Origin of the sequence: Bacteroides sp. L008 (genome assembly GCF_040812255.1) — a bacterium.
Lineage (GTDB): Bacteria > Bacteroidota > Bacteroidia > Bacteroidales > Bacteroidaceae > Bacteroides > Bacteroides vicugnae.
The window spans coordinates 2,140,147-2,159,354 of the sequence record NZ_JBFNXO010000001.1 but is presented as its reverse complement, the minus strand read 5'-3'; the positions used below and the strand labels follow the sequence as shown (position 1 = coordinate 2,159,354).

The window sequence follows — 19,208 nt, the reverse complement described above, 5'->3', positions numbered from 1 at the left end:
GATGTGGAAGCAATACATAAAGCAAGCTCTTTACCAGTTGAAGGAGAACCGGCTTATTAGTATTGTCTGTATGGTAGGTACAGCTTTGGCTATTTGCATGATAATGGTGATCGTGCTGACATTGCAGATACGGATAAAAGACTGTGTGCCGGAGGTTAACCGTTCACGATCATTGTATGTCAAGGCAATGACATCCCGGCATAAAGAGCAACACAATAATGCTGCCAGCAGTCAGATGTCTGTCACGACTGCCCGTGAATGCTTTAAGACATTGACAATACCTGAAGCGGTTACCATTACTTCCGTTAATAATAAGATGCGCGCTTCTCTTCCCGGAGGAGGCAGGATGAGTGTAGATGAAATGGAGACGGATGAAGCGTTCTGGCAAGTCTTTAGCTTTGAATTCTTGTGTGGCAAACCATACACGAAAGCCGATTTTGAGAGTGGGCTGTCCAAGGCTGTCGTTTCTGCCAGTGTGGCACGTCGTCTGTTCGGTACAACTGACGTGGCAGGACGTACCATCCAATTAAACAAAGCCGATTATGCCATTACAGGAGTAGTGAAAGACGTATCAAAGTTGGCGACAGCTTCTTATGCACAAGTCTGGATTCCCTATACTTCGACAGATTTGGCTTCTTTCTCGTGGAGAGAAAATCTGATGGGGCCTATGCGGGCGGTCATCCTTGCACGTTCGTCCGACGATTTCCCGGCTATCCGTGCTGAAGTAGAAAAATACCGTCAAGTCTACAATAGTAAGTTGAAGGATATGGAATTGGTTTATCGTGGTCAGCCGGATACTCAATTTGCTTACCTTTATCGTCATTGGGGGACAGACCTGGATATGAAACACATTGTCAGGCGATTCGTTCTTATCATTGTAATTCTACTTTTGGTTCCGGCTATCAACTTAAGTAGCATGACTTTATCCCGTATGCGAAAACGTATGACAGAAATCGGTGTCCGGAAAGCATTCGGTGCTACTGCCAACGAATTGTTGCGACAGGTATTCTGGGAGAATCTGATATTGACACTGCTTGCAGGAGTACTGGGGCTGATATTGAGCTATTCAGCTACTTTTCTGTTAAACTCATTCCTTTTCGGTAACAGTGAGAATGCAGGTCTTGCCGGGGAAACTTCTCTTTCCACTGATATGCTATTCAGTCCGCTGACATTCCTTGTAGCATTCTGTTTCTGTCTGTTATTAAACCTGTTGAGTGCCGGTATTCCGGCCTGGAGAGTATCGAGAATGAACATTGTAGATGCAATAAACCAAAGATAAAATGATGAAACAGTTATTGAAACAAATATATAATGAGCGCCGGAGCAATGCTTTTCTATGGATTGAGCTATTGTTGGTGTTTGTCGTTTTGTGGTATATCGTTGATCTGGTTTATGTCACTTTGCATATTTATTATCAGCCAATGGGCTTTAATATAGAAAATACGTATGTATTACGCATGAATCGTCTTACCGATAAATCTACCGATTTCAATCCGGAGCTGACTGTTAAAGATGATATGGCTGCTTTAAGGGAAATAGCCGGACGTTTGTCCCGTCATCCGGAGGTCGAATCTGTCTGTATCTCTCAAAACAGTATTCCATATAATGAAGGGTGCAGTGGAGCGAGTTTCCGCTTCCCGGATAATGACACGGTTTGGATAAGTACGATGGATCGTTGGGCAACTCCTGAATATTATAAAGTGTTCCGTTTTCGGAATATCGATGGTTCCGGTTATGAAAGTCTGGTGAAAGCTCTGGAGAAAAATACGATAATCGTTCCTGTCGATGTTGCAGACTATTATCCGGATGCCACTTTCCATGGAAAAGACCTTTTGGCTAAAGAAGTTCGCACGAGTGATACCAACCTTCGTATTGCAGCTTTAACGGAGCCTGTTCGCTACGATCATTATAATATTGCCGGAAAACCTTTTACCGGGACATATATCGGCACTTATCTTTCTGACGAACAAATGGAAACGGTCGAAAATGTAGCCTATCTTGAGTTGAGCCTGCGTGTTCGAGAAGGCGTAGACAATGGGTTTGTAGAACGTCTTATGAATGATGCCGACCGTATCTATCAAGTAGGGAATATTTATATACTTGATGTCACCCCATTAAGCAAAGTCCGGACCGCCAGTGAGATAGACAATGATAATGAATTGCGCACCCAGTTCTGTATTCTCTTTTTCCTGTTGTTGAATATCTTTCTGGGAGTGATCGGTACTTTCTGGTTCCGTACTCAGCAACGCCGGGGAGAAGTCGCTTTACACATGGCGATGGGAGCTAACCGGAAAAACATATTCTATCGTTTGATTACGGAAGGTTTGTTACTGTTAAGCATGTCGGCTCTTCCTGCCGTATTGATTGCATTCAACATTGGATATAGTGAGCTGGTAGATATATCACAAATGGCATTTACAGTATCCCGTTTCCTGATAGCCATTTTACTGACATCTCTCTTGATGGCAATAATGATTATTCTTGGCGTGTCGTATCCGGCTCTGCAATCAATGAAAGTGCAACCGGCCGAAGCACTAAGAGATGAGTAAGAAATATACTGAACTTTATACTGAAATGATAATGATAAAACTCTACTTTAAACAAGCGTTCCATCTGTTGAGGGAAAATAAACTGCTTTCTTCTATTTCTATTATAGGTACAGCTTTGGCTATTGCTATGATTATGGTAATTGTCATCACTTTACGTGCAACAATCGCTCCTTTTGCACCGGAGACCCATCGTGACCGGATGCTCATTTTCCGGTATGCCGGACTTCAGAACAAATCCAATGTGAACTGGCAGAGTAACGGTCCTATCGGATACAATACAGCGAAAGCCTGTTTCAAAGAAATGAAAACTCCCGAAGCGGTTTCCATCACTAGTTTTTTTCGGGAAACAATGTTGGCAGCCAAACCGGCAGGCGAAATGGAGAGTTGTAGTGTGTTGCAAACAGACGATGCTTTCTGGAAAGTGTTCGAGTTTGATTTTATATCCGGTAAACCGTATGATAATGCCGATTTTGATGCGGGTGCGGCAAAAGCCGTAATCTCCGAAGACATGGCACGCTGCTTGTTCGGAACATCAGAAGTAGTTGGAAAAACCTTTCTTCTGAATCATTCAGCTTATGTTATTTGTGGAGTAGTGCACCCGGTGTCTAAATTGGCGAATTACGCTTATGCACAGGTCTGGATTCCTTTAAGTTCGACAAATGCTTTCACAACCACTTGGGGGGATGAAAATATCATGGGAATGACTGCTGTCTACATTCTGGCCAAATCAAAAGAAGATTTTCCGGCGATTCACCAGGAGGCGGATCGGCTAAGAGCCATTTTCATGGCTGGGCATCCCAACTTCGATCTGCTTTATCGTGGACAACCCGATACCTATTTTGTAGCCGCGCAACGATACTCCGCCAATAATCCTCCGGCTGTAAAAGAAGCTGTCCGGCAATATATCTTGACGCTGCTTGTTCTGTTACTTGTTCCTGCTGTCAACTTGTCCGGACTTACTTTGTCGCGTATGCGTAAGCGTATCTCTGAAATAGGCGTGCGAAAAGCCTTTGGTGCCCCCAGACGTGAACTTATGATGCAAGTGCTTTCCGAAAATATGCTTTATTCTCTCTTCGGAGGTATTCTCGGATTGGTATTAAGTTATGTTGCCGCTTTCCTTTTGGGAGGAATGCTTTTCTCTGTAGATTTCGTATCTAATGGCGTGGAAGATTGGCGGACTATGTGCATCGACTTATTATTCGATCCTGTCGTATTCCTGTTGGCATTCTTTGCCTGCTTCTTGCTCAATCTGTTAAGTGCGGCTATTCCGGCATGGAAAGTAACCCGCACCAATATTGTTGACGCCATAAACGAAAGATAATCCAATCACATTCAACTCATTAATTCTAAAGAAAATGCAACTATTAAAACAAATATGGAATGAACGCCGGTCAAACGGATGGTTATGGTCGGAACTATTAATTGTTTTTGTGGTCTTGTGGTATGTGGTCGACTGGACATATGTGACGGCTCGTACCTATTACGAACCGGTAGGATTTGATATAACCGATACTTACTATCTGGAACTTAGTCTGAAAAACAACAAGAGCGACTCGTATCTTTCGAAAGAGCAAAAGAATACCACGCTGGGACAGGATATCACCGAATTAACCAATCGTCTCCGTCGGTTGCCGGAGGTGGAAGCTGTTTCCATATCCAATAATGCACGTCCCTATATTGGTAGTAATTCCGGCATGATGGTGCGTCTTGACACACTGGTTAGTAATCCGCTGAATCGTGCGATGACTCCTGACTTCTTTCAGGTATTCCGTTATCAGAGTGCCGATGGACGTGGATATGAACCATTGGTACAGGCTTTGAAGAATGGTAATGTCGTAGTGGGTGAAAACTTCTGGCGGCCTGATTATAAAGGAGACCGTACACTACTGGGTAAGAATCTGGTAAGTGTGGATGATTCTACAGAAGTGTACAAGATAGGAGGTGTATCGGCAAAAGTGCGTTACAATGATTTCTGGGCTAATTATAGCGACCGGTATGTAGCTGTTGCCATTACAGAAAAAGAAATGGCCGAACTTGATGATGAGTTTTATCCTTCCAATGTGGAAGTTTGTTTGCGGGTGAAACCGGGAACTTCCACAGACTTTCCGGAACGTTTGATGAAATTATCCGCCAGTCAGTTGAGTGTCGGTAACCTATTCATCCTGAAAGTGCATGATTACGAAGATATACGCAATGATTTCCAGCAAGGGAGTTACAATCAGGTACAAGTACGTTTCTGGATGATGGGATTCTTACTGCTTAATATCCTGTTGGGTATTGTCGGCACATTCTGGTTCCGTACACAGCACCGTCGTGCTGAATCGGCGCTTCGTATAGCAGTTGGGTCCAGCCGGATGCAGCTTTGGCAACGGCTGAATAAAGAAGGATTATTACTGTTGACGCTGGCCGCTTTGCCTGCTGCTGTGATATGCTATAATATCGGCTACTTGGATTTGACGGGAGGGTATTTGGAATGGGGAGTGGTACGTTTTCTTATCACATTTGCCATTACCTATTTCTTGATGACTTTAATGATTCTCATAGGCATTTGGTTCCCTGCTCGTCAGGCCATTCGCATACACCCTGCCGAGGCGTTGCGCGAAGAATAAAAAACTTGGGCTATCTGTTTGTTTTCAATATAATTAACGTATCTTTGTCGGCATAATATTGAAAACACCGCAGGCTTTAATTATATGAATCGACGCTACTATTGTTTGCTTATCGTTCTGTTTTTTGCTGTTCTTATTCAGGCGGTAGCAGCGGAACGTACATACAATATCCTGTTTATACAGTCATACACCTCACAAACTCCTTGGCATAGTGATCTTAATCAGGGGTTGGCCAAAGGATTTAAAGAAAGTGGCCTGAAGGTGAATATAACAACGGAGTATCTTGATGCCGATTTTTGGGCATTCAACTCCGAAAAAGTAATTATGCGTCGTTTTTGTCAGCGTGCCCGTGACAGGCAGACCGATTTGATTATAACAGCAAGTGATGAAGCTTTCTATACTCTTTTTGCCTGTGGAGATTCGTTGCCTTTGCAGATACCGGTCGTGTTTTTCGGCATTAAGTATCCTGATACGAAGCTGCTTGCTACTCATCCCAATGTTTGCGGGTTCACAGCCAATCCGGATTTTGATGTCATATTGCGTCAGGCGCAAAAGATATTTCCCCGGCGGAAAGAAGTGGTCTGTGTGATAGATAACAGCTTTTTGAGTAACAAAGGCCTTGAAGATTTTGAAGAAGAGTGGAAAATCTTTCAAAAAGATAATCCGGATTATAGAATGAAAGTCTATAATACTCAAAATTATACAACGAGTCATATTATTGCCGCTATTTGTTATCCTCGTAACAGTTATGAACGTCTGGTAGTTGCTCCTAAATGGTCGCCTTTCCTTTCATTTGTTGGCAAAAACTCAAAAGCTCCTGTCTTTTCGAGCCAGAATGTGGGATTGACCAATGGAGTTTTTGGCGCTTATGATGCCGACAGCTATACTTCGGCATTATCGGCAGCTCAAAGGGCTGCTTTAGTCTTAAAAGGTACATCCCCTCAAGACATAGGAGTGACAGAAATCACACAGGGATTCATCTATGACTATAAACAGTTGGATTATTTTCATATTGACCCCGATAAAGTAGCCTCTAGCGGAACCATCGTTAACGAACCGTATTGGGAGAAATATAAATACCTTTTTATACTGCTCTATCCGTCTATCCTGGCATTGCTGATAGCTTCTATTGTGTGGTTGATGCGTGCCAACCGACGTGAATCCAAACGACGGATTCAGGCACAGACCCGTCTGCTCGTGCAGAACAAACTTGTGGAACAGCGTAATGAGTTTGATAATGTATTTCATTCCATCCGCGATGGTGTGATAACGTATGATACCGATTTGCACATCCATTTCACAAATCGTTCCTTATTACAAATGCTTCATTTGCCATATGAGTCGGGAGGTCGTTTTTATGAAGGAATGATGGCAGGCAGCATCTTCAAGATATATTATGACGGTCAGGATATTCTTCATTCCATGTTGAAGCAGGTAGCTGTTAAAGGAGAAAGTGTGGAGATACCGCAGGGAGCTTTCATGAAAGAAGTGCATAGTGATAAATACTTTCCGGTGTCGGGGGAGATTGTCCCGATCCGTTCAAAGAATACGATTACCGGTATGGCACTTTCCGCACGGAATATTTCGAATGAAGAAATGCAGAAGCGTTTCTTTGATATGGCAGTAGATGAGAGTTCCATCTATCCGTGGCAGTTTGATATGGAAACAAACTGTTTTATTTTCCCGCAAGGTTTCCTGAAACGTCTTGGATATGATGAAACGGTTACTACGATTTCCCGTGATGAAATGGATCGTACCATCCATCCTGAAGATTTGAAAGAAATTAGTCCACTGTTTGATAGGGCATTGACGGGTGAAGATTCAAATACCCGCCTGAACTTCCGTCAGCGGAATGTTAGTGGAGAGTATGAATGGTGGGAATACCGTTCTTCTGTAATCACAGGGCTGACACAAGATTCATTGTACAATATATTAGGTGTTTGTCAGAGTATCCAACGATATAAGACTGCCGAGCAAGAGATGAGAGAGGCGCGTGATAAAGCTCTCCAGGCTGACAAACTGAAATCGGCCTTCCTTGCAAACATGAGCCATGAGATTCGGACTCCGTTGAATGCAATTGTAGGTTTCTCTGATTTGTTAAGCGACACGAGCGGCTTTACGGGAGAAGAGATTACCCAGTTTATTGGAACCATCAATAAGAATTGTGGTCTGTTGCTGGCTTTGATTAATGATATTCTTGATTTGTCACGTATTGAATCGGGAACCATGGAATTTATGTTTGCAGAGCATAACCTGTCTTTGTTGTTAAAGACCGTCCACGATTCTCAACGGCTGAATATGCCTCCGGGAGTAGAACTGGTGTTGCGTATGCCCGAAAGCGATAAGAAATATCTGACAACGGACAACGTCCGCTTGCAGCAAGTGGTGAATAACCTGATTAATAACGCTGCTAAGTTTACGAGTAGCGGTTTCATTACCTTCGGCTATGAAAATGATGAAGATCCCGGATACATCCGTATCTTTGTAGAAGATACCGGAGTAGGTATTTCGGAAGAAGGTATTCGTCATATATTCGAACGATTCTATAAAGTCGATAACTTCACACAAGGAGCGGGTTTGGGATTAAGTATTTGCCAAACCATTGTCGAACGGCTGAATGGCGTTATCTCCGTCACTTCCGAAGTAGGTAAAGGTACCCGGTTCACTGTGCGCCTTCCTAACTACTGCGAATAATCGAACGTTCATTTGTGGGCATAGTGTCCGAAAATGAACACTTTTCTTATTCTGTAATCTGTTGAAAATAAAAACATTACTTTTTTGGCACATCGTTTGATCCTCTGTTGGAGGAAAATACTGTGCATAATGAAAAAGAAACGTATATTGTTTGCTCTTGTTGCCGCTTGTCTGCCATTGGCATTGTCGGCGCAGAAAGAAAGGGAGATCACCTTAAATGAAGCCATTGCGATGGCACGTGCTCAATCTGTGGATGCTGCCGTTGCTTTAAACGAGTTGAAAACAGCCTATTGGGAATATCGCACTTTTCGTGCCGATCTGCTGCCGGAAGTCAACCTGACCGGAACTCTGCCCAATTATAATAAATCATATAGTTCTTATCAAAATTCGGACGGTTCTTACGGCTTCGTCCGTAACAACACCTTAGGACTGACCGGTGATCTTTCCATCGATCAGAACATATGGCTCACCGGTGGTAAACTTTCGTTGACCTCTTCTCTCGACTATATCAAACAATTGGGAGCCGGAGGTGACCGTCACTTTATGTCCGTCCCTGTCACCTTACAACTCACGCAACCCATCTTTGGAGTGAATCATATAAAATGGAACAGGCGCATTGAACCGGTGCGTTATGCCGAAGCAAAAGCTGCTTTTATCACTGCTACCGAAGAAGTGACAATGCGTGCTATCACTTACTACTTCAATCTCTTGCTGGCAAGAGAAAATCTCGGCACAGCGAAACAGAACCTGACAAATGCTGATCACCTTTATGAAGTGGCTCTTGCCAAACGTAAAATGGGACAGATTTCCGAGAATGAACTCTTACAGCTCAAACTTTCCGCCTTGAATGCGAAAGCAGCATTAACAGAGGCAGAGAGTGACCTCAATGCCAAAATGTTCCAGCTCCGTGCTTTTTTGGGAGTAGGTGAAGATGAAATACTAAATCCTGTTCTCCCCGAGGCGGTGGACCGTCCGAAGATGGAGTACAATCTGGTTTTAAATAAAGCATTGGAACGTAACTCGTTTGCACAGAATATCCGTCGTCGCCAGTTGGAAGCCGATTATGAAGTAGCCACCGCACGCGGAAATCTGCGTAGTGTCGATTTTTTTGCAAGCGTGGGGTATACTGGCGAGAACCGGAACTTCCCTGCCGTTTACCGGAACTTGCAGGATAATCAGATTGTTCAGGTAGGCGTTAAGATTCCGATTCTCGATTGGGGAAAACGTCGTGGAAAAGTCCGGGTAGCCAAGAGTAACCGGGATGTAGTGCTTTCAAAGATCCGCCAGGAACAGATCAACTTCAATCAGGATATCTTTCTGTTGGTGGAGCATTTTAATAATCAGGCGCAGCAGTTGGACATAGCGAAGGAAGCTGATGCAATTGCACAGCAACGTTATAAAACCAGTATTGAAACTTTCCTGATAGGCAAAATCAATACCTTAGATCTGAATGATGCGCAGAACTCTAAAGATGAGGCAAGACAGAAACATATTTCCGAACTCTATTATTATTGGTATTACTATTATCAGATTCGCAGTCTGACGCTATGGGATTTTCGTTCGAACTCCGAACTTGAAGCTGATTTTGATGAAATTATCCGGCAATAAAAAAGAGAAGAGTGATGCCGGTTGCTATTTTTTTGTAGCTTTGTACAGTCATAGCAGTAAAACAATACCTATGATTAAAAAGAACATAAACTATGATTCTGATAATTGACGACGACAGCGCAGTGCGTTCTTCGCTTAGCTTCATGTTGAAACGGGCAGGATACGAAGCACAGACCGTTCCCGGTCCGCGGGAAGCAATGGAAGTAGTACGTTCCGTAGCACCGGATTTGATTCTGATGGATATGAACTTCACTCTTTCCACAACGGGTGAGGAAGGTTTAACCCTGCTCAAACAAGTAAAAATATTCCGTCCCGAAGTACCGGTGATTTTAATGACCGCTTGGGGAAGTATCCAACTTGCCGTGCAAGGAATGCAGGCAGGAGCCTTTGATTTCATTACGAAGCCATGGAATAATGCCGCCTTGTTACAACGCATCGAAACGGCACTCGAACTTTCCGCCACTTCACAGGAGACAACCCAGGAACAGAGCGAGTCTTTCGACCGCAGCCACATCATCGGGCGTAGCCAGGGATTGATGGATGTGTTGAATACCATTGCCCGCATAGCAAAGACCAATGCTTCTGTATTGATAACAGGAGAAAGCGGAACAGGTAAGGAGCTGATAGCCGAAGCCATTCATATCAACAGTCAGCGTGCCAAATATCCTTTTGTGAAAGTGAATCTCGGAGGAATTTCCCAAAGCCTGTTTGAAAGTGAGATGTTCGGGCACAAGAAAGGAGCTTTTACCGATGCTTCCGCAGATCGTATCGGACGTTTCGAGATGGCAAACAAAGGAACGATTTTTCTGGATGAGATCGGTGATCTTGATCTTTCGTGCCAGGTGAAGTTGTTACGCGTATTGCAGGATCAAACATTTGAAGTGCTTGGTGACAGCCGCGCCCGCAAGACGGATATTCGGGTGGTATCAGCCACCAATGCCGATTTGCGTAAGATGGTGGGCGAGCGTACTTTCCGTGAAGACCTGTTCTACCGTATCAATCTGATAACGGTGAAACTGCCGGCTCTGCGCGAACGTCGTGAGGATATTCCTTTGCTGGCACGTCATTTTGCTGACTGCCAGGCTGTAACCAATGGATTGCCCTGTACGGAGTTTTCTGCCGATGCCCTGCAATTCTTGAGCCGTTTGCCTTATCCGGGGAATATCCGTGAATTGAAGAATTTGGTGGAACGCACTATTTTGGTAAGTGGCAAACCGCTTCTCGATGCTTCCGATTTTGACGCCCAGTACATCCGTCACGATGATGCAAAAGTAGCCGAAGGCGCAGCACTGGCCGGAATGACTTTAGACGAAATAGAACGTCAGACCATTCTTCAGGCTTTGGAACGCTGCAAAGGAAATCTTAGTCAGGTAGCTACGGCATTAGGCATCAGTCGTGCCGCCCTTTACCGACGCCTCGAAAAATATAATATTACAGTATAAAAACAAACTGTTAATTACAGATAAACGTGCGTATAAAAGGACTTTTTTACATACTTGTCATTCTGTTGCTGGCATTGGGCAGTATATTGCTCTATCTCTCCAGTCAGATAAACGCGCTCTTTTTCTACATAGGAGAGGGGCTGGTGCTTTTTATCCTGCTTTATCTGACATTCTTCTATCGTAAGATAGTGAAACCGTTGAATACCATCGGAAGCGGTATGGAACTGCTGCGTGAGCAGGATTTCAGTAGCCGTCTTAGTCCTGTAGGACAATATGAAGCCGACCGTGTGGTGAATATATTCAACCGTATGATGGAACAGCTCAAGAATGAACGTCTCCGTCTGCGTGAGCAGAATAACTTTCTCGATCTGCTGATTAAGGCTTCTCCGATGGGAGTTATCATAACCTCCCTTGATGAAGACCTTGCGGAACTGAATCCGATGGCTTTGAAGATGCTGGGCGTTCGTCTGGAAGATGTACAAGGCAAGAAGATGAAAGAAATTGATTCTCCGTTGGCGGTGGAACTGTCCAGCCTTCCGAAAGGAGAGACGGTTACTGTCCGTCTGAACGACTCGAATATCTACCGGTGCACTCATTCCTCCTTCATCGACCGTGGATTTCAGCACCCTTTCTACTTGGTGGAAACCCTTACTGACGAAGTGATGAAAGCGGAAAAGAAAGCCTATGAGAAAGTGATCCGCATGATTGCTCACGAAGTGAACAACACAACTGCCGGCATCACTTCTACACTGGATACGGTAGAACAAGCCCTTTCCTGTGAAGAAGGTATGGACGACATCTGCGACGTGATGCGTGTGTGTACCGACCGTTGTTTCTCGATGAGTCGTTTCATTACCCGTTTTGCTGACGTTGTGAAAATCCCTGAACCGACACTTTCTTCTATCAATCTGAATGATTTGGTTTTCACCTGCAAACGCTTTATGGAAGGAATGTGTAATGACCGTCATATTGTCCTCCGCATGGAAATAGATGAAAGTATGAAAGACGTTATGCTGGATGCCGCTTTGTTTGAACAAGTACTCGTAAACATCATCAAAAATGCGGTGGAAAGCATTGAAGCCGATGGAGAAATAATAGTCCGTACTATGTCTCCCGCCACTGTTGAAGTGATAGATAACGGTAAGGGGATCAGCAAGGAAACAGAAGCTAAACTGTTCAGCCCCTTCTTCTCCACCAAACCGAACGGTCAGGGAATCGGGCTTATCTTTATTCGTGAAGTCCTGATGCGTCACGGATGCACATTCTCTTTGCGAACCTACGCCGATGGCCTGACCCGGTTCCGCATTATTTTCCCCTAATTGTGTCAAATAAGAACATTTCTTCCATCAAATAGACCTTTTTTTGTCTTAAAATCACTCATACCTTTGCCCCGCTCAATTCAATAGGATTTAAGGTATGAGATTAATGAAAAAAGGCACATTGACGCTCTTTCTTTTATTGGCTATCAGTATTCCGCTAAGTGCGCAGTATGTGGTGCAAGGTGTGGTGACTGATTCTCTGACGAAAGAACCTCTGCCTTATGCATCTGTACGCTTAAAAGACACGACAGAAGGAACTACTACCGGAAGCGACGGACGTTTCTACTTCAAAACCAACCGTTCCGAAGCAGTGCTTGTTATCTCTGTAATCGGTTATAATGACTATATCCATTCCATTCGTCCTGCCCATAACGCATCGTATAAAGTGGCGCTTTCGCCTACCGAATATGCCCTCGGTGAAGTAGTGGTAAAACCCAAACGCGAGCACTATCGGAAGAAAGATAATCCGGCCGTAGAATTTGTGCGCCGCATGATTGAAAGCCGTGACAACCATTCCCCCTACGAAAAAGACTTTTGGCAACGCGAACGTTATGAAAAGACCACTTTCGCATTGAACAATTTCGATGAAGAGAAACAGAAGAAATGGCTGTATCGTAAATTTGATTTCCTTACCGAATACGTAGACACTTCCGCCGTCACCGGTAAACCGATTCTGACAGTATCGGCTCGCGAACTGCTTGCCACAGACTATTACCGGAAATCTCCCCGTTCCGAGAAGCAGTGGGTGAAAGGGCGTAAACAGGCCGGGGTCGATGAGTTTCTCTCCAAACAAGGAATGCAGGCTGCCATCAATGAAGTCTTTAAAGACGTAGACATTTATGAAAATAATATCTCCCTGTTCACGAACAAGTTTGTCAGTCCTTTGTCTCGTATCGGCACAGGTTTCTATAAATATTACCTGATGGATACTTTACAGATTGCCGGAGAACCCTGTGTAGACCTCGCTTTTACACCATTCAATTCCGAGTCTTTCGGTTTCAACGGACATCTGTATGTGGTGCTCGACTCTACTTATTTTGTCAAACGTGCCGTATTTAATTTCCCCAAAAGGATAAACCTGAACTTTGTGGATTATATGTTGCTTGAGCAGGAATTCAAGCGTGCCGAAGATGGTACACGCTTGCTCGACCACGAAAGCATCACTGTTGAGTTTAAACTGACCGAAGGGCAGGACGGTATTTTTGCCCGCCGTGTGGCAGATTACAGCAACTACACCTTTATCCCGACTGCTGAAGCTGGCAAAGCTTTCACCAAGCCCGAACGCATTATTGAAGAAACCGAAGCCCTGTCTCGTCCCGAAACATTCTGGGCGGAGAACCGCCCGCAAGCCGCTATCTCCCAACAGGAAAACTCGGTAGACCGCCTGATGACGCAATTACGCAGCTATCCGGTATATTACTGGACCGAAAAAGTGCTTTCCATTCTCTTTACGGGATATATCCCTACCTCTAAAGAAGCCCCTCTTTTTTATATCGGCCCGATGAATGCCACCATCAGCGGTAATACATTGGAGGGTCCTCGCATTCGTGCCGGAGGTATGACAACCGCCTGGCTCAATCCGCACCTGTTTGGCAAAGGATATGTGGCCTACGGTTTTAAAGATGAAAGAGTGAAAGGATTGGCGGAACTGGAATATTCATTCAAGAAGAAAAAAGAATATGCCAATGAATTTCCGATCCATTCTCTGAAATTGCGTTACGAATCCGATGTAAACCAGTACGGGCAAAACTACCTGTATACAAGTAAAGACAACGTGTTTCTGGCTTTGAAACGTGAGAAAGACGACCGTATCGGCTACTTCCGGCAAGCAGAGATGACCTATACCAATGAGTTTTATTCCGGTTTTTCTTTCCAGTTGACGGCACGTACACGAAAAGATGAGTCCTCCTATCTGATTCCTTTCTTAAAAAAAGAAGGAGATGCGTACACTCCGGTCAAAGATTTCTCTATCACTGCGGCAGAGTTGAAACTGCGTTATGCTCCGAACGAGAAATTCTTCCAGACTCAATGGAACCGTTTCCCTGTATCGTTGGATGCACCGGTGTTTACCCTGTCGCATACCCTTGCCGGAAAAGACGTGTTGGGTAGTGATTATACCTACAATCATACCGAGGCCGGTATTCAGAAACGCTTCTGGTTTTCCGCATTCGGCTATACAGACATTATCCTGAAAGCCGGAAAAGTGTGGGACAAAGTTCCTTTTCCGTTGCTAATCATGCCTAATGCCAACCTTTCTTATACCATCCAACCCGAATCCTACTCGTTGATGAATGCGATGGAGTTTATGAACGATGAATATTTCTCGTGGGATGTTACTTATTTCCTCAACGGATGGCTGTTCAACCGCGTCCCGTTGTTGAAAAAACTTAAATGGAGGGAAATAGTTTCCTGTCGGGGTCTATATGGACATTTGAGCGATAAAAACAACCCTGCTTTGAGTGACGGTTTGTTCGCTTTTCCGATAGAACACACACAAACAATGGGAAAAACACCTTACGTGGAGGCGGGTGTCGGTATCGAAAACATTTTCAAGGTGTTACGTTTAGACTATGTCTGGAGGCTCACTTATCGTGATTCTCCCGGGATTGACAAATCCGGCTTGAGAATAAGTCTCCACATGACCTTTTAAAAGTTAAATCCTGCTAATTGCAATGTTTATATGACAAATAAAGACCGTATTAGTAATTAATTAATCTTATTTTTGCATCAATTTTAGTTTAATTTTAATAGAATAGAAATGAAACAAGAAATTAAACCCGCTACCGGGCGTCTTGGCGTACTGGTAGTCGGAGTGGGTGGTGCGGTAGCTACCACGATGATTGTAGGTACACTAGCCTCTCGTAAGGGACTGGCAAAACCGATAGGATCTATTACACAGTTAGCCACAATGCGCATGGAGAACAACGAAGAAAAACTCATCAAGGACGTTGTGCCTTTGACGAATTTGGAAGACATTGTTTTCGGAGGATGGGATATTTTCCCGGACAACGCATACGAAGCTGCTATGTACGCCGAGGTTTTGAAAGAAAAAGACCTGAACGGAGTGAAAGAAGAGTTGGAAGCTATCAAGCCGATGCCGGCTGCTTTCGATCATAACTGGGCAAAACGTCTGAACGGTACGCACGTTAAGAAAGCTGCTACCCGTTGGGAAATGGTAGAACAACTTCGTCAGGATATCCGCGACTTCAAGGCAGCTAACAACTGCGAACGTGTCGTTGTGCTTTGGGCTGCAAGTACTGAAATCTACATTCCGTTGTCTGACGAACACATGTCACTCGCTGCTTTAGAGAAAGCAATGAAGGAAAACAACACAGAAGTGATTTCTCCGAGTATGTGTTATGCGTATGCTGCGATTGCAGAAGACGCTCCGTTCGTAATGGGTGCTCCTAACTTATGTGTAGATACTCCTGCTATGTGGGAATTCTCTAAACAAAAGAATGTACCTATCTCCGGTAAAGACTTCAAGAGTGGTCAGACACTGATGAAAACCGTATTAGCTCCGATGTTCAAAACCCGTATGCTGGGTGTGAACGGTTGGTTCTCTACCAATATCCTCGGTAACCGTGACGGTGAAGTACTCGATGATCCGGATAACTTCAAGACGAAAGAAGTCAGCAAGCTGTCTGTAATCGATACGATCTTTGAACCCGAAAAATTCCCGGATCTCTATGGAGATGTTTATCATAAAGTACGTATCAACTACTATCCTCCTCGCAAAGACAACAAAGAAGCATGGGACAACATCGACATCTTCGGATGGATGGGTTATCCGATGGAAATCAAGGTGAACTTCCTTTGCCGCGACTCTATCCTTGCAGCTCCTATCGCTCTTGACCTTGTGTTGTTCAGTGACTTGGCTATGCGTGCAGGCATGTGCGGCATCCAGACTTGGTTGTCATTCTTCTGCAAGAGCCCGATGCACGATTTCGAACATCAGCCCGAACACGACTTGTTTACACAATGGAGAATGGTAAAACAGACATTGCGTAACATGATTGGTGAAAAAGAACCTGATTATTTAGCTTAATCAGTAACCCCGAATAATAAGTTGAGATTGAGATTTACCATCCTATAAAGACTGGTGGATGCTCAACCTCAACTTTTACTTTTGTATTGTACAAATTCCCGATCACGTTTGGGAACTTATGGCACAACCGACTCGTAGTTTGTAATTAGTAATAAGTAATAAATGAAGCGTCCTCCCTTTCTACCTGTTTTTATAGGCACGGGCTTTGGCTCCGGTTTTTCTCCTTTTGCTCCCGGCACGGCTGGGGCGTTACTGGCTTCTATCATTTGGATTGCATTTTATTTCCTTCTTCCTTTCCCTGTTGTATTATGGCTGACCGCCGTTTTGGTGATTGTATTTACATTCGCTGGTATTTGGGCTGCCGATAAGTTGGAAACTTATTGGGGGGAAGATCCTTCGCGCGTGGTAGTGGACGAGATGGTAGGAGTGTGGATACCGTTATTGGCTGTCCCCAATGACGACTGTTGGTTCTGGTACGTGATTGCGGCTTTTGCCTTGTTCCGTATCTTTGATATAGCCAAGCCGTTGGGCATACGCCGTATGGAAAGCCTGAAAGGTGGAGTTGGTGTGATGATGGACGATGTTTTGGCGGGAGTGTATAGTTTTATTTTGTTAGTGGGAGCAAGATGGGTGATTGGCTGAAAAGAGTTGCACGGATGATTTCCCAGAAGGGTGGTTTCTTCATGTTCTTGAGGGCGCAGCTTTCTGCTCAAATGGCAACTATTGCAGACTTTCTTGTTACGATTCTTCTGGTCAGGCTCTTCGAAGTCTACTACGTATATGCCACCTTGGCGGGGGCTATCTATGGAGGAATCATCAATTGTGTAATCAACTATAAATGGACCTTTAAATCGAAAGGAAAGAAAACGAATGTGGCTGTAAAATTTATCCTTGTATGGATTTGCAGCGTTTGGCTGAACACGTGGGGCACGTATGCACTGACGGAATCATTAGCGAGGATTCCTTGGGTACGTGATACGCTTAGCCTGTATTTCGGAGATTTCTTTATTATTCCTAAAGTGGTAGTGGCAATCATCGTAGCATTGTTCTGGAATTATAATATGCAACGCTTTTTTGTCTACCGGAATATAGATATAAGAAATTTATTCGGAAAAAGAAACTGAAAAAACAGATTGAAAAGATCGATTGAAAGAACTGATTGAGAAAACAGAAGATTTAGATAAAAATAGATATAAACAGATTTAAACAGATGAATTACAGAGATTATTTACAACAGTTGATTTATAAGATTATCAATCCCCTGATACGCGGAATGATTAAAATAGGGATCACTCCTAACTTTATCACCACTACCGGATTTATCCTGAATGTAGTAGCGGCAGGAATGTTTGTATATGCCGGCATTTATGGCGGTCAAAATGATTTGGCCATTATCGGCTGGGCAGGCGGTGTGATTTTGTTTGCCGGATTGTTTGATATGATGGACGGACGTGTAGCTCGCCTGGGTAACATGAGTTCCAAGTTCGGTGCGCTTTACGATTCAGTGCTCGACCGTTACAGTGAATTGATGACCTTCTTCGGTATCTGTTACTATTTGTCAATGAAAGACTATTTCCTCTATGCACTTATTGCCTTCATAGCGTTAATCGGCTCACTGATGGTAAGCTACGTGCGTGCTCGTGCCGAAGGGTTGGGAATCGAATGTAAAGTAGGATTCATGCAACGTCCGGAGCGTGTAGTGCTGACCAGTCTCGGAGCTTTGTTCTGTGGCGTTTTCAAAGACATCACCGCTTTCGAACCGATTCTGATTATGATTGTTCCTCTCGCTTTTGTTGCTGTGTTTGCCAATATCACGGCTTTTGCACGTGTGAGACATTGCTACAAAGCGTTGAAAGAATGAATTAATTTACTATTGGACGATTTACTATTTACTATTTACATCGTACATCCTAAATAGTACATCGTAAATAGTCCAATAGTAAATAGTCTAGTTGTCTAATCAAAACGTTATGATGATAAAGAATATTCAAATGCCGTCGAAGAGAGAAGCCCTGACTGTGACAGTCATTATGGCTCTTTTCCTTTTGCTGACAGGTATCTTCATCGGACTTCGTTCCGAGCACTTGTTAATGGCGGTACTCTATTTAGTTTTATTTTTTGCCGGATTGCCTACTCGTAAGTTGGCGGTAGCTCTGTTGCCTTTCGCTATTTTTGGAATTTCGTATGACTGGATGCGTATTTGCCCCAACTACGAAGTGAACCCGATTGACGTAGCCGGACTGTATAATCTCGAAAAGTCCCTCTTCGGAGTGATGGATAATGGCCTTTTGGTTACCCCTTGCGAATACTTCGCTGCACACAACTGGCCGATAGCAGACGTCTTTGCCGGAATTTTCTACCTTTGCTGGGTTCCTGTTCCTATCCTGTTCGGGCTTTGCCTGTATTTCAAGAAGGAAAGAAAAACCTACCTTCGCTTTGCATTGGTATTCTTATTCGTCAACCTGATCGGCTTTGCCGGTTATTATATCCATCCGGCAGCTCCGCCCTGGTATGCTATCAACTACGGTTTCGAACCGATACTTAACACACCCGGCAATGTAGCAGGATTGGGACGCTTTGATGCTTTCTTCGGAGTGACCATCTTCGATTCTATCTATGGACGCAATGCAAACGTCTTTGCGGCAGTACCTTCACTGCACGCGGCCTATATGGTAGTTGCATTAGTGTACGCCATTATCGGTAAATGCAGATGGTATGTGATTACCCTTTTCTCTATTATTATGGTAGGTATTTGGGGAACAGCCATTTATTCATGCCATCATTATATCATTGATGTATTACTCGGTGTCTCTTGCGCGTTGATCGGCTGGCTGGTATTCGAATATGTATTGATGAAAATTCCGGCATTCAAAAGATTCTTCGAAAGATATTATGCATATATAAAGTAGATCTATCTCCGTATTGGAATAAATCGTACT

Annotated in this window: 14 protein-coding genes; all 14 read left to right on the top strand. The window is 44.0% G+C overall.

Translation table 11 applies throughout. The features are described 5' to 3' along the window. The first annotated feature begins 1 nt into the window (after position 1). The gene (locus AB3G73_RS08845; protein ID WP_259023235.1) at positions 2 to 1,279 is read left to right on the top strand and encodes an ABC transporter permease; all 1,278 of its coding nucleotides are present in this window, start codon (positions 2 to 4) and stop codon (positions 1,277 to 1,279) included. Position 1,280: 1 nt separating this feature from the next. Then, on the top strand, positions 1,281 to 2,549 hold the full coding sequence (locus AB3G73_RS08840) for an ABC transporter permease (protein WP_195649425.1): 1,269 nt from the start codon (positions 1,281 to 1,283) through the stop codon (positions 2,547 to 2,549). A 31-nt stretch (positions 2,550 to 2,580) separates the two neighbouring features. Then, positions 2,581 to 3,870 carry an ABC transporter permease gene (locus AB3G73_RS08835; RefSeq protein WP_367745425.1) on the top strand — a complete coding sequence of 430 codons (1,290 nt, stop codon included), beginning with the start codon at positions 2,581 to 2,583 and terminating at the stop codon, positions 3,868 to 3,870. Between the two features lie 34 nt (positions 3,871 to 3,904). Next, positions 3,905 to 5,158 (top strand): ABC transporter permease, encoded by a 1,254-nt coding sequence (locus tag AB3G73_RS08830; RefSeq protein ID WP_258981328.1) that lies wholly within the window; start codon positions 3,905 to 3,907, stop codon positions 5,156 to 5,158. Positions 5,159 to 5,242: 84 nt separating this feature from the next. Further along, positions 5,243 to 7,852, top strand: a complete 2,610-nt coding sequence (locus AB3G73_RS08825) for an ATP-binding protein (protein WP_367744548.1) — start codon at positions 5,243 to 5,245, stop codon at positions 7,850 to 7,852. Between the two features lie 129 nt (positions 7,853 to 7,981). Beyond that, entirely contained in the window at positions 7,982 to 9,460 is a 1,479-nt protein-coding gene (locus tag AB3G73_RS08820) for a TolC family protein (protein WP_217721133.1), read from the top strand. 92 nt (positions 9,461 to 9,552) lie between these two features. Next, on the top strand, positions 9,553 to 10,902 hold the full coding sequence (locus tag AB3G73_RS08815; RefSeq protein WP_367744547.1) for a sigma-54-dependent transcriptional regulator: 1,350 nt from the start codon (positions 9,553 to 9,555) through the stop codon (positions 10,900 to 10,902). A gap of 26 nt (positions 10,903 to 10,928) precedes the next feature. Then, the gene (locus AB3G73_RS08810) at positions 10,929 to 12,221 is read left to right on the top strand and encodes a PAS domain-containing sensor histidine kinase (protein WP_195649429.1); all 1,293 of its coding nucleotides are present in this window, start codon (positions 10,929 to 10,931) and stop codon (positions 12,219 to 12,221) included. A gap of 97 nt (positions 12,222 to 12,318) precedes the next feature. Beyond that, the gene (locus AB3G73_RS08805) at positions 12,319 to 14,871 is read left to right on the top strand and encodes a DUF5686 and carboxypeptidase-like regulatory domain-containing protein (protein ID WP_217721132.1); all 2,553 of its coding nucleotides are present in this window, start codon (positions 12,319 to 12,321) and stop codon (positions 14,869 to 14,871) included. Between the two features lie 108 nt (positions 14,872 to 14,979). Beyond that, a complete protein-coding gene (locus AB3G73_RS08800) occupies positions 14,980 to 16,269 on the top strand; it encodes an inositol-3-phosphate synthase (RefSeq protein ID WP_148364834.1) in 1,290 nt (429 codons plus the stop codon). 162 nt (positions 16,270 to 16,431) lie between these two features. After that, a complete protein-coding gene (locus tag AB3G73_RS08795) occupies positions 16,432 to 16,911 on the top strand; it encodes a phosphatidylglycerophosphatase A (RefSeq protein ID WP_148364835.1) in 480 nt (159 codons plus the stop codon). 14 nt (positions 16,912 to 16,925) lie between these two features. Then, positions 16,926 to 17,393 carry a GtrA family protein gene (locus tag AB3G73_RS08790; protein WP_342989079.1) on the top strand — a complete coding sequence of 156 codons (468 nt, stop codon included), beginning with the start codon at positions 16,926 to 16,928 and terminating at the stop codon, positions 17,391 to 17,393. Between the two features lie 86 nt (positions 17,394 to 17,479). Then, the gene (locus AB3G73_RS08785) at positions 17,480 to 18,130 is read left to right on the top strand and encodes a CDP-alcohol phosphatidyltransferase family protein (RefSeq protein WP_217721131.1); all 651 of its coding nucleotides are present in this window, start codon (positions 17,480 to 17,482) and stop codon (positions 18,128 to 18,130) included. Positions 18,131 to 18,242: 112 nt separating this feature from the next. Further along, the gene (locus AB3G73_RS08780; RefSeq protein WP_234132939.1) at positions 18,243 to 19,178 is read left to right on the top strand and encodes a phosphatase PAP2 family protein; all 936 of its coding nucleotides are present in this window, start codon (positions 18,243 to 18,245) and stop codon (positions 19,176 to 19,178) included. Positions 19,179 to 19,208: the final 30 nt, after the last annotated feature.